Source organism: Amycolatopsis sp. WAC 01416 (assembly GCF_003947485.1).
In the GTDB taxonomy this organism is placed as follows: Bacteria; Actinomycetota; Actinomycetes; order Mycobacteriales; family Pseudonocardiaceae; genus Amycolatopsis.
This window is the reverse complement of record NZ_QHHX01000012.1, coordinates 115,208-126,858: the sequence shown is the minus strand read 5'-3', so window position 1 is coordinate 126,858 and position 11,651 is coordinate 115,208. Positions and strand designations below refer to the sequence as shown.

The following is an 11,651-nucleotide window of genomic DNA, read 5'->3' as shown; positions in this document are numbered from 1 at the left end:
AAGGGGCCTTTCATAGCAAATTTTGCTATGAAAGGCCCCTTCATTGCACGCGTTACCGGATCGTGACGCGAGGAGCGTCCACGGCCCAGTACCAGTTGTTCCCCGCCGCGTAGAGCCGCCAGGTCAGCTTCACCGAACGGGCCCCGGCGGGCACCTTGACCGAAGCCGACGTCGGCACCGAAAGCACATCGCCGCCCTTGTTCGCCGTACCGGATTCCGGCCCGTAAGCCAGCACGTTCTGCTCCGGACCACCGTCGAACGATGCCGTCAGCGCGCCCCGCTGCGTCCCGTCCTGCCGGTAGTGCGAGACGAACGAGACGTCCACTGTGGACTTCCCGGTGACATCAGCCGAAGGCGAGACCAGAGAAGAGTCGAAGGTCCCACGCGAAGAAGGCGAGCCCTTGTCGTCCCACTCGTCCGGGTCCGCGACCGCGAAGACGCCGCGCGCCCGCGCGTTCGCCTCGCGCTGCTGGCCGGGAGCGGTGCGGGTCCAGAAGTCGTCGGTGGTGAAGGACCAGCCCTGCCACTCCGTCACGCCGGCGGGCATGCCGGAAGCGTTGCGCACGGTCCAGCCGCCCGGCGCGTCGTGCGTCCAGCCGAGTACTCCCGCCGGGACACCGGTCTCGTCCTGCCGTGCCTTCAAAACGGCTGTGTCGAAGATGTCCGAGGGCGCGGCGCCGAGCGCGTAGCCGTCGTAGCCCGCCGGGGCCGCGATGCCGAGGTGCCGCAACACCGTGGGCGCGATGTCGACGATCTTCGGTGCCACGGCGGGGGTTCCGGCCGGGACCGTGCCACCGGCGGCGATCACGAACGTCATCCGTTCCTCGGGCGTGTCACCGCCGTGCCCGCCCGACGGCGTGTGGCCGTGGTCCGAGGAGATCATGATCAGCCAGTCCTCGTTCGCGCGGTTCGCGCGGGCTTCGACGGCGGCGAGCAGACGGCCGATCAGCGCGTCGTCGGTGCGCAGGCTGGCTTCGTACTGCGGGGAGTCCGCGCCGTGGTCGTGGCCCGCGATGTCCGTCTGTCCGAAGTAGACGAACGAGGCGTCGGCCTTGTCCTGCTTGAGGTGTTTCTCGGCGTCGACGGCGACCTGTTCGTCGGTTTTCTCGTAGCCGTCACTGTCGCCGTTCCGGACGAACTTGCGGTCCTGGCCGGTACGCAGGATCCGGTCGCCGATCGGCGTCCAGTCGACCGCGGCGTAGGTGTCGAGCGCCGGGTTCGCGGTTTCGGCGCGGGCGAGCCAGCTCGGATGCGTGGCGAGGTCGTTGCCGGTGAAGGAGTTGTCCCTCACCTTGTGCTTGTCCGGCCAGACGCCGGTGAGGATCGTGGACCAGCCGGGACCGCTCACCGTCGGCGCCATCCCGCTGCCGTACAGCGAACTGCGCGAGGCGTAGCCGCGCTCCACCAGCGCGTGGACGTTCGGTGTGTCTGCGGCCATCAGCTTGTCGAAGCGGGCCCCGTCCAGGCCGATGACCAGTACCTTCGGCGTCTTGGCCGCGGCGGTGGCCACGCCGGAGGTCAATCCGGCGACGGCCACCAGTGCCGACAGGAGGGAAAGCGTTCTGCGCACGAAAGCCTCCAGATAACTTGTTCGAACCAATTGTTCGTCAAGTTAGTGCGCCGAACTGTCTTCCCGATGAAGTCCGCGTGCCCCCGCGAAGGACTTCAGCCGACGGGCTCCATCACCCGCGAGTCGTACTCCTGACGCGATTCGAGGATCCCGTCGAAGTTGGCGACCGACCATTCGCTGACCGCCATGAGCAGCGTGCCCGCGCTCGCCCCGCGCTCGGTCAGCGCGTACTCGACGGTCGGCGGCGTGGTCGGGAAGACCGTGCGCGTGACCAGGCCGTCGCGTTCGAAGGCGCGCAGGTTCTGCGTCAGCATCTTCTGGCTGATCCCGCCGACGGCGCGGCGCAGTTCGCCGAACCGGTGGGGCCGCCTCGTCAGCGCGCCGAGCACCAGCGCGGTCCACTTGTTGGCGAGCAGGTCGAGGACGTCTCGGCACGGGCAGTTCCGCAGGTAGATGTCCCACGGGGATTCCGGCACTTCACAGGTGGTTTCCATCAGGTACCTAGTTTACCTTCAAGTGCCTTCTAGCGAAAAGAGACCACGCGGCCGAACATGGAGAGCACCAACAACGGAGGAGCTTTCGATGCGCGTCGTGACCCAGCAGCGGCTTGGTGGCCCGGAAGTGCTGGAGGTGACCGAGACCGATCGGCCGTCCCCCGGCCCGACGGAGGTGCTCGTGCGCGTGCGCGCGGCCGGGATCAACCCGGTCGACTGGAAGACCCGGGCCTATGGCGTCTTCATGGGCGAGCCACCGTTCGTCCTCGGCTGGGACGTGTCCGGGGTGGTGGAGGAGCTCGGCGTGGGCACGACGCGTTTCGTCGTCGGCGACGAGGTCCTCGGCTTCCCGTGGTTCCCCCGGCAGGCCGGTGGCTACGGCGAATACGTGACGGCCCCCGCCCGCCAGTTCGTGCGCAAACCCGCGAACCTCACCCACGAGCAGGCCGCCGGGTTGCCGCTCGCCGGGCTCACCGCCTGGCAGGGTCTCGTGGACATCGCCGACGTCCAGCCTGGACAGCGTGTGCTGATCGACGCCGCCGCGGGCGGGGTCGGGCACCTCGCCGTGCAGGTGGCGAAGGCACGCGGCGCGTACGTCCTGGGCACGGCGAGCGCCGGGAAGCACGACTTCCTCCGCGGGCTCGGTGTCGACGAGCCGATCGACTACCGCGACGAGACCGCGACGGCGGCCGGCGTGGACGTCGTGTTCGGGCTGGTCGGGGAGCGGAGCGACCTGCGCTGGCTGGACGCGGTGAAACCGGGCGGCCTGCTCGTCTCGGTCCCGGGCGGCGTGAGCGAGGCTGTCGCCGCGAAGGCCGAGAAGCTGGGCGTGCGGACATCGGGAATGCTCGCCGAACCCGACGAGATCGGCCTGCTGGCCCTGACCGGCCTGATCGAGAAGGGTGAGTTGCGCGTCCACGTCGACCAGACCTTCCCACTCGAAGACGTCACGAAGGCGCACGAAGTCGGCGAAGGCGGCAGGGTGACCGGGAAGCTCGTCCTGACCCTCTGAGATCGCGCATGGAAAATGGGTCCATGAGCGAGAACCCGAGCCCGCCGTCGGCGCTGACCATCGCGGGGTCCGATTCCGGCGGTGCCGCCGGCCTTCAGGCGGACCTGCGCACGTTCCTCACCTGTGGCGTGCACGGTCTGGTCGCGGTCACCGCCGTGACCGTCCAGAACACCCTCGGCGTCCACGACCGCACCGACATCCCGGCGAGCATCGTCGCCGGGCAGATCGAGGCGGTCGCGGCCGACATGGGCGTGAACGCGGCCAAGACCGGCATGCTCGCTTCGGCCGAGATCATCCACGCCGTCGCCGCGGCGTGCGACAAGGCCGAGATCGGCCGCGACACCAAGGTGCCGTTCGTGGTCGACCCGGTCGCGGCGTCGATGCACGGCCATCCGCTGTTCGACGAGGCCGGGCTGGTCGCGCTGCGCGACGAGCTCCTGCCGCGCGCGACCGTCCTCACGCCGAACCTCGACGAGGTCCGCCTGCTGACCGGGATGACCGTGACCACCCGCGAACAGATGCATCAGGCGGCCGTCGTCCTGCATCGGCTCGGGCCCAAGTACGTGCTCGTGAAGAGCGGTCACCTCGTCTCCGACCCAGAATGCGTCGACGTGCTCTTCGACGGTTCCACGTTCGTCGAACTGCCGGGCGAGCGGTTCGCGACGCAGCACACCCACGGCGCCGGGGACACCATGGCGTCGGCGCTGACGGCCGGTCTCGCGAAGGGGATGTCCGTCGTGGAGGCCGCCCGCTACGGCAAGTGGTTCGTTTCACACGCGGTCGAAAACGCCTATCCCATGGGCGCGAAGGTCGGTCCGGTTTCGGCGTTCTGGCGGCTTGCGCCGGAGCACTGAGCACCCGTCCGGTTACGATCTGCGCCGTGACCGCACGCGAAACGGTGGCCAAGGTCGTCGAAGACCGCCGCTTCCAGCACTTCATCATCGCGGTGATCGTCTTCAACGCCGTCACCCTCGGCCTGGAGACCTCCACGAGAATGCTCGCGGAGTACGGAAGCCTGCTGCACACGGTCGACTACATCGCGCTCGGGATCTTCGTCCTCGAACTGGGCGCGAAGCTGTACGCCTACCGCGGGAAGTTCTTCCGCGACCCGTGGAACATCTTCGACCTGGTCGTCGTCGGTATCGCGGTGATCCCCACGACCGGCCCGTTCGCGGTGCTGCGGGCGTTGCGGGTCCTGCGGGTGCTGCGGCTGATCTCGGTCGTGCCGTCGATGCGGAAGGTCGTCACCGGCCTGCTCGCGGCGATCCCCGGCATGGCGTCGATCGCCGCGCTCCTCGCGCTGATCATCTTCGTCGCGGGCGTGATGGCGACGAAGCTGTTCGGCGCGATCTCGCCGGAGAACTTCGGCGACCTCGGCACTTCGCTGTTCACGCTGTTCCAGGTGATGACCGGCGAGGCTTGGCCGGACATCGCCAAGGAGGTCATGAAGGAAGCGCCCATGGCCTGGGTGTTCTTCGTGGTCTACATCCTCGTGTCCAGCTTCGCGGTGTTGAACCTCTTCATCGCCGTGGTGGTGAGCGGGATGGAGGACGAGCTGCGCCAGGACATCCGCGAGGAAGAAGCGAAGCAGGCCGAAACCCAGGCTGTGGCGAACAAGGAGATCCTCGACGAGCTCCGCGCCCTTCGCGCCGAAGTCAGCGCTCTTCGTCAGCAATAAGCGCTTCGAGCGCGGGCAGAGCCGCCGCCAGGGCCGCCTGATGCTCCGGGGTCAGCCGTTCGAGGCGTTTGCCCAGCTCGTTCACCCGAGTCGACCGGACACCGGAAACCAGCCTCTCGCCTTCTTCGGTGGCCTCCGCGAGCCAGGCGCGCCTGTCGATCGGGTCCGATTCACGGCTGACGTAGCCCGCTTCGACCAGCGAAGCGACGATCCTCGACATGGTGGCCGCGGCGACGCCTTCCTTCGCCGCGAGATCACCCAGGCGGAGCTGGCCGTAGTTCACGAGCGTGGCGAGCGCCGAGATCGCGCCGTGGCCGGGACCGGGCACGCCCGCCTGGCGCAGTGACCGGGACAATCGGCCCACCGCCAGGAACAACCTGCCCGAAACATCCTGGACCGCTGACGTGGTCACCACTGGCTCCTCTGGGTACACGGCGGCGGGTGCGCCTCCGGAAAGTGCCGTCAACCATACGGGCTGACGGGGCGGACTCGCCGTGAAGGCCGTGAACCGTACAAAAGGGTTATCGAGGCGGGCTCGAAGCGTGCGCCCAGAACCGCTGGGGAATCCGTCCCGCACCGGCGGCGAGCCGTCCGGCGGTGACCGCGGCCCGCATCGCCGACGCCATCCGTTCCGGGTCCGCGGCCCTGGTCACGGCGGTGCTGAGCAGGACGGCGTCGCAGCCGAGCTCCATCGCCAGCGTCGCGTCGGAAGCCGTGCCGATACCGGCGTCGAGGATCACCGGGACTCCCGCGCGCGACACGATCAGCTCGATGTTGTGCGGGTTCCGGATGCCGAGACCGGTGCCGATGGGCGCGCCGAGCGGCATCACGGCCGCGCAGCCCGCCTCCTCCAGCCGCAGCGCCAGCACCGGGTCGTCGTTGGTGTACGCCAGCACGGTGAAGCCCTCCGCGGCGAGCTGTTCGGCCGCTTCGACGGTCTCGAACGGGTCCGGCAGCAGCGTGCGGTCGTCGGCGTGGACCTCCAGCTTGATGAGGTCGGTTTCGAGCGCTTCGCGGGCGAGCTGGGCGGTGAGGACCGCTTCGGCGGCCGTCCGGCACCCGGCGGTGTTGGGCAGCAGCCTGATGCCGAGCCGCCGAAGCAGTTCGAGGACACCGGAGCCGCCTTCGGCGTCGGCTTTGCGCATCGCGACGGTGGTCAGTTCCGTTCCGGACGCCACCAGCGCGCGTTCCAGGACGGCGAGGTTCGACGTGCCGCCGGTGCCGATGATCAACCGCGACGAGAGCTTGTGCTCGCCGATGACGAGGTCGTCACCATTCATGTCAGCCTCCTTGCACAGCGGTGAGGATGTCGACGCTGGCGCCCTTGCGCACCACCGCTTCCGGCCATTCGCCGCGCCGGACGACGACGCCGTCCACCGCGACCGCGACACCTTTCGTCGCCGTGCCCAGTGCCTCCAGTACGCCTTCGACGGTGGTCCCGTCGGGGAATTCACGCCACTGGCCGTTGACCTGGATCTCCATCACACCCGCTCCTCGCTTCGCCGCGACGGCGTTGCCGCCGCGACCTCGTCCGGCAACGGCACGCCGTCCAGCCAGGCGACCGCGGCGTCCGCGGTGACCGGGGCCATCAGGAGGCCGTTGCGATGGTGACCTGTCGCGGCGAAGACGCCTTCGCCCAGCTCACCGATGAAAGGCATCGTGTCGACGCTCGCCGCGCGAAGCCCGGCAGCGGTCTCGACGAGTTCGTACTCGGTGATGCCAGGGAAGACGCGCTCCGCGCCTTCGAGCAGCTCACGAACGCCCCGGACGGTGACGGTCTCGTCGAAACCCGCCTCGTACTGGGTCGCGCCGAGCACGAGCTGGCCGTCGTCACGCGGGACGAGGTAGATCGGGCGGCCCTCGACCATCGCGCGGACGGTCCGCTTCGGTGGCGGCAGGCAGCCCCGCCGCGGCCGCAGGCGGAGGATCTCGCCCTTCAGCGGGCGGACGGCGTCGGCGAGCGCGGGGTGCAGGCGCCCGGTCCAGGCGCCCGCGGCGAGGACGACGTCACCGTTGAGGGTTTCGAGATCCGTGACCGTCTCGTGGCGGAACTCGACCCCGTGCCTGCCGCAGGCGTGCGCGAGCGCGTGCAGCAGCCTTCTGTTGTCCACGGCCAGATCGCCGGGTACCAGCAGTCCACTTCGGACGGACCCGGCGAGACCGGGTTCGGCGCGGCGGGCCTCGCGGCCGGTCAGCTGCTCGGCCTCGCGGCCGAGTTCGGTGAGGTACGCGGCGAGCATCTCGAGGTTGCCCGCGTCGGCGCTGTCCAGCGCGACGACGAGCGTGCCGTGCGGCGAAAGGCCCGGGTCGATGCCCTCTTCCGCCAGGTCACGGGCGAAATCAGGCCAGCGCCGAAGCGACGCTTCACCGAGTGAGAGGACGTCCTCTTCGCCGGGCCAGGCTTCCGTGACCGGCGCGAGCATGCCGCCCGCGAGCCACGACGCGCCGCGCCCCGGCTCGGGGTCGTACACGGTGACGCGGTGGCCGCGCGCGGACGCGCGCCAAGCGACCGAGAGGCCGATGACCCCGCCGCCGACAACCGAAAGTTCTCTCATGAACGCACGCTCCCTGCGCCGGCATGACCCGGATCAGGTTCCACGGTCGGAGCGGTCTCGGCTCCCTCTCAGCCCGTCCTCGGGCTCCCGTGCGGACAACCCCACCGTAGCGCGCGGGTACCGTCGCCGCCATGCCCACCCTGTCTGGTTCGCTGATCCGCGCCCGGCTCGCGGACGCCCGCCTGTACCTCTGCACCGACGCCCGGTCCGGCCGCGGCGACCTCGCCGAATTCGCCGACGCGGCGTTGGCGGGCGGCGTCGACATCATCCAGCTGAGGGACAAGACCGGCGGTGCCCCGATCGAGGCGAAACACGAGATCGCCGCACTGGAAGTGCTGGCGGAGGCGTGCGAGAAGCACGACAAGCTGCTGGCGGTGAACGACCGCGCGGACGTCGCGCTCGCCGTCGGCGCGCACGTGCTGCACCTCGGCCAGGACGACATCCCGGTGTCGCTCGCCCGCCGGGTCCTCGGCGACGACGTGGTGATCGGCCGGTCCACCCATTCGGCCGAACAGGCCGAGGCCGCGGCCGGGGAGCCCGGCGTGGACTACTTCTGCACCGGCCCTTGCTGGCCGACCCCGACGAAGCCGGGCCGGTCCGCCCCGGGGCTCGACCTGGTGCGCTCCACCGCCGCACTGGGGACGTCGCGACCGTGGTTCGCGATCGGCGGGATCGACGCCGACCGGCTGCCCGAGGTCCTGGACGCCGGCGCGTCGCGGATCGTCGTCGTCCGGGCGATCACCGAGGCCGAAGACCCCGAAGCGGCCGCTCGCACGCTTCGCTCCGCCCTCTCCTGACGCAATTCGGCACCAGATTGCGGTAGTCGGGGATGCGAACTACCGCGACCTGGTGCCGAATTGCGGGAGGGGTCAGGGCGCGGGGGTGTTCGAAGCGGGGGCCGAGGGGGTCGTCGGGGGCGGTTGCGAGGTCGAAGGCGTCGTGGACGGCGTCGTCGGCGGCGCCTGGGTGGTCGTCGGAGCAGTCGGCGTCGTGGTCGGCGTCGGCGTGGTCGACGGCGTCGTCTCCGGCTGCTCGTCCCGCGTTTCCGAAGGCGATGTCGCCGGCGGGGTGTCGTGCTTGTCCTGGCGTTCCTGGGCCTGCCCGCCGCCGATGATCTTCCCTATGGTCGTCCCGGTGCCGCCGCCGAAGGTCTTGCCGGTCGCCCCCTCGAAGCCGGTGATGGCGACGAGCGCCACCGCGAAGGCCGCCACGCTGACCCCGGCGATCACCGCCCAGCGCGGCTTGAACTTCCGCCCCGACGGTTCCTCTTCGTCCTCGGACGGCTTCAACCGGACGGTTTCCTGCTCGCCGGGGTCGAGCACCCGGCGCCGTCCCGGCACGGTCAGCACCACACGCGCCTTCAGCGCCGCGTCCTTCGTCCGCTGAAGCGAACGCAGGTACAGCTCGCCGCCGAGCGTGGTGATCACACTCGCCAGCCCGGCACCCGCCACCGTTCCGGCGACGCCGAGCGTGGAACCCAGCAGTGCCGCGGTGATCGCGGCCATCGCGGCCGCGGTCACCTGGACGATCCGGCCCTGCTTCTCCGTCTTTTCGGTTTTCTCGGTGTCCTTCTCGGAAGTCTCCTTGGCCATGATCCCGTTCTGCAGCTAGTCGGTCCTCACCCAGTCCTAACGAGTAAGGCGCACGGGATGCTCCCTTCGTTGTCCGCACGTGAGGAGCGCCACGCCATCTGTCCAAAAAGGACTGTCCAGGGTTCACGAATCCTTGACATAATCGGCCGTATGGACCTGGTATCGATCGAGGAAATCCGCGACGCGGCGAGCCGCGTCAAAGGCGTCGCGGTGCGCACACCGTTACTGGAACAAACGTGGGCGCCGTTGTGGCTCAAACCGGAAAGCCTTCAGCCGATCGGCGCTTTCAAGGTGCGCGGGGCGTACAATGCGATCGCCGCGTTGAACGAAGATCAGCGCGCCCGCGGCGTCGTCGCGTTCTCCAGTGGCAACCACGCGCAAGCGGTCGCCTACTCGGCGAAGCGATTCGGAATCCACGCGGTGATCCTCATTCCGGATGTCGCGCCACGCGCCAAGATCGAAGCCACCAAAGCGCTCGGCGCCGAAGTGATCGAGGTCCCGATCGACGCCCAGGAGTCCTCGGCGCTCGCCGTCGCCGAAGAACGGGGACTCACCATGATCCCGCCGTTCGACCACCGCGACGTCATCGCCGGACAGGGCACCGTCGGCCTGGAGATCGCCGAAGACCTGCCGGACGCCGGCGTCGTGCTCGTCCCACTCAGCGGCGGCGGGCTGGCCTCGGGGGTCGGCACGGCGATCAAGGAACTGCTTCCCGGCGCGAAGGTCATCGGCGTCGAGCCGGAGCTGGCGGCCGACACGGCCGAAGGCTTCCGCGCGGGCAGGCGGATCGAGTGGCCGATGGACCTGCGGGCACGGACCAGCGCCGACGGCCTGCGCGCCCAGCCGTCGGATCTGACCTTCGCCCACCTCCAGGCGGTGCTCGACGACGTCATCACCGTTTCCGAGGCGGAGATCGGGGAGGCCGTCCGGACGCTGGCGCACCGCGCGCGCCTGATCGCCGAGCCGAGTGGCGCCACCGCGACCGCGGCGTTCCTCTCGCACCGCGACGCGCTACCGCCCGGCAAGGTCGTTTCGGTCGTTTCGGGCGGCAACCTGGACCCGGCGACCCTGGCCACCCTGCTGGCCTAGCCCGCGTGTCCGCCGCCGGATCACGCGTGATTGAAGGCGTAACTCGCGTGACTGGAGGCGTAACTCGCGTGATTGAAGCCGGATCTCCGTGTTCGCCCTTCAATCACGCGAGTTACGCCTCTGATCACGCGAGTTACGCCTTTGATCACGTGTGTCCGGCGGGGCGGACGTGTGTCGGCGGCGAGTCGACCCCGCAGTGGAGACATTCGCCGGGGTGCGGAGACTCGTCGGCGGTGTCGGGTGCGGAAGGCGTGTCGAGGACACCGTTGTGGATGCCGAGCGCGATGAGGCCGCCGCCGATCGCGAGCGCCGCGCAGACGAGCAGCGCCGTCCGCCAGCCCGCGGTCAGCGCCACCGGATCGGTGTAGGCGGCGCCGGACAGTCCGGCGACGGCGGGCAGCACGGCGATCGCGAGCAGGCCACCGGACCGGGCGATGGCGTTGTTGACGCCGGAGGCGACCCCGGCATACCGGTCCGGCGCGGCGGCCAGCACAGTCGCGGTCACCGGTGCGACGACCGTCGCCAGCCCGGCGCCGAACACGACGACCGCGGGCAGCACCGAACCGAGGTACGAAGATCCCGGCCCGACGCGCATCAGCAGGAGCATGCCGACGCCGACCAGGATCGGGCCGACGACCAGTTGCGTACGCGGCCCGATCTTCTGCGCGAGCGCGCCGGACCGGCCGGAGAACAGCAGCATGATGACGGTGATCGGCAGGCCGGCGAGGCCGGCCGCGGTCGGCGAATAGCCCAGCGACACCTGCAACTGCATGACCATCAGCATCATCACGCCGCCGAGTGCCGCGTAGACGACGAAGGTCAGCGCGTTGGCGAGGCTGAACGTCCGGTCGCGGAACAGTTTCGGCGGCACCAGCGGATCGGCCGAGCGGTGCTGGATCACCAGGAACGACACCAACCCGGCGACGCCGAGCACGATGGCCACCAGGACGACGACGTCACCGATACCGCGTCCCGGCGCCTCGACGAGCGCGCCGGTCAGCCCGGCCAGTCCGATCGCGCCGACGGCGGCGGCGAGGAAGTCGGGATGTCCGGTCGCCTCCTCGTCGCGGGACTCGGGCACGTAGCGCCGGGCGAGCAGGACGCAGACGGCGGCCAGCGGCAGGTTGATCAGGAACGCCAGCCGCCACGACCACACCTGGACGAGCACGCCGCCGAGCAGCGGGCCGATGGCGGCCGCGATTCCGCCGAGCCCGGACCAGGCGCCGATCGCGCGGGCCCGGTCGTCGTGGGCGAAGGACGCTTGGAGGATCGCGAGCGAGCCGGGCGTGAGCAAAGCTCCCCCGATGCCCTGGAGGATCCGGGTGGCGACGAGCATCTCGGTCGTCGTCGCGGCGGCGCACAGCCCGGAGGCGATGCCGAACCAGACGACGCCGACGATGAACATGCGGCGGCGGCCGTAGCGGTCGCCGAGTGATCCGGCGACGAGGATCAGGGCGGCGAGGGCGAGCAGGTAGCCGTCGAGGATCCATTGAAGGCCGGCGACGGAGGCCTTGAGTTCTTCGCCGATCCTCGGCAGGGCGACGTTGATGATCGTCCCGTCGAGCATCGCCATGCCCGAGCCGACGATGGTCGTGGCGAGTACGCCGCGCGCCACCGGCGTCCCCCACCGAATCCCCGTCGCCACCCCATCACCCATAAGA

13 protein-coding genes and 1 riboswitch are annotated in these 11,651 nt (G+C 69.9%); of the genes, 5 read left to right on the top strand and 8 right to left on the bottom strand.

The window, feature by feature from the left end:
• Positions 1 to 52: 52 nt before the first annotated feature.
• Both DL990_RS35305 and DL990_RS35300 read right to left on the bottom strand, forming a co-directional pair.
• Complete coding sequence (locus DL990_RS35305; protein ID WP_125801303.1) at positions 53 to 1,570, bottom strand: alkaline phosphatase family protein; 1,518 nt, start codon at positions 1,568 to 1,570, stop codon at positions 53 to 55.
• 95 nt (positions 1,571 to 1,665) lie between these two features.
• Positions 1,666 to 2,064, bottom strand: coding sequence for a helix-turn-helix domain-containing protein (locus DL990_RS35300; RefSeq protein ID WP_199746729.1), 399 nt, complete (start codon positions 2,062 to 2,064; stop codon positions 1,666 to 1,668).
• 88 nt (positions 2,065 to 2,152) lie between these two features.
• Here DL990_RS35300 and DL990_RS35295 point away from each other — a divergent pair, with 88 nt between their 5' ends.
• The 3 genes from DL990_RS35295 to DL990_RS35285 are packed head-to-tail and all read left to right on the top strand — an operon-like array spanning position 2,153 to position 4,754.
• Positions 2,153 to 3,076: an NADP-dependent oxidoreductase gene (locus DL990_RS35295; protein ID WP_125801302.1), complete on the top strand. Its 924-nt coding sequence runs from the start codon at positions 2,153 to 2,155 to the stop codon at positions 3,074 to 3,076.
• A 23-nt stretch (positions 3,077 to 3,099) separates the two neighbouring features.
• Positions 3,100 to 3,930, top strand: a complete 831-nt coding sequence (gene thiD / locus DL990_RS35290; RefSeq protein WP_125801301.1) for a bifunctional hydroxymethylpyrimidine kinase/phosphomethylpyrimidine kinase — start codon at positions 3,100 to 3,102, stop codon at positions 3,928 to 3,930.
• Between the two features lie 26 nt (positions 3,931 to 3,956).
• Positions 3,957 to 4,754, top strand: a complete 798-nt coding sequence (locus DL990_RS35285) for an ion transporter (protein WP_125782172.1) — start codon at positions 3,957 to 3,959, stop codon at positions 4,752 to 4,754.
• Here the strand turns inward: DL990_RS35285 and DL990_RS35280 are convergent.
• The 4 genes from DL990_RS35280 to thiO form a co-directional block, all read right to left on the bottom strand.
• The gene (locus DL990_RS35280; RefSeq protein ID WP_125782174.1) at positions 4,732 to 5,166 is read right to left on the bottom strand and encodes a MarR family winged helix-turn-helix transcriptional regulator; all 435 of its coding nucleotides are present in this window, start codon (positions 5,164 to 5,166) and stop codon (positions 4,732 to 4,734) included. The two genes, DL990_RS35285 and DL990_RS35280, sit on opposite strands and share 23 nt — an antisense overlap.
• Before the next feature lie 109 nt (positions 5,167 to 5,275).
• Complete coding sequence (locus DL990_RS35275) at positions 5,276 to 6,034, bottom strand: thiazole synthase (RefSeq protein ID WP_125782176.1); 759 nt, start codon at positions 6,032 to 6,034, stop codon at positions 5,276 to 5,278.
• A gap of 1 nt (position 6,035) precedes the next feature.
• On the bottom strand, positions 6,036 to 6,236 hold the full coding sequence (gene thiS / locus DL990_RS35270) for a sulfur carrier protein ThiS (protein WP_005160548.1): 201 nt from the start codon (positions 6,234 to 6,236) through the stop codon (positions 6,036 to 6,038).
• Positions 6,236 to 7,309 (bottom strand): glycine oxidase ThiO, encoded by a 1,074-nt coding sequence (gene thiO / locus DL990_RS35265; protein ID WP_125801300.1) that lies wholly within the window; start codon positions 7,307 to 7,309, stop codon positions 6,236 to 6,238. The genes thiS and thiO overlap by 1 nt, the downstream gene beginning before the upstream one ends.
• A riboswitch (TPP riboswitch) is annotated at positions 7,303 to 7,410 on the bottom strand. It overlaps the preceding gene by 7 nt.
• A gap of 30 nt (positions 7,411 to 7,440) precedes the next feature.
• Between thiO and thiE the strand changes: the two genes are divergently transcribed.
• A complete protein-coding gene (gene thiE, locus DL990_RS35260) occupies positions 7,441 to 8,106 on the top strand; it encodes a thiamine phosphate synthase (protein ID WP_125801299.1) in 666 nt (221 codons plus the stop codon).
• Positions 8,107 to 8,178: 72 nt separating this feature from the next.
• Here the strand turns inward: thiE and DL990_RS35255 are convergent, their stop codons facing one another.
• Positions 8,179 to 8,901, bottom strand: coding sequence for a hypothetical protein (locus tag DL990_RS35255; RefSeq protein WP_125782182.1), 723 nt, complete (start codon positions 8,899 to 8,901; stop codon positions 8,179 to 8,181).
• 150 nt (positions 8,902 to 9,051) lie between these two features.
• Between DL990_RS35255 and DL990_RS35250 the strand changes: the two genes are divergently transcribed.
• Positions 9,052 to 9,990 carry a threonine/serine dehydratase gene (locus tag DL990_RS35250; RefSeq protein ID WP_125782184.1) on the top strand — a complete coding sequence of 313 codons (939 nt, stop codon included), beginning with the start codon at positions 9,052 to 9,054 and terminating at the stop codon, positions 9,988 to 9,990.
• Between the two features lie 145 nt (positions 9,991 to 10,135).
• Here the strand turns inward: DL990_RS35250 and DL990_RS35245 are convergent, their stop codons facing one another.
• Positions 10,136 to 11,647, bottom strand: coding sequence for an MFS transporter (locus DL990_RS35245; protein ID WP_125801298.1), 1,512 nt, complete (start codon positions 11,645 to 11,647; stop codon positions 10,136 to 10,138).
• Positions 11,648 to 11,651: the final 4 nt, after the last annotated feature.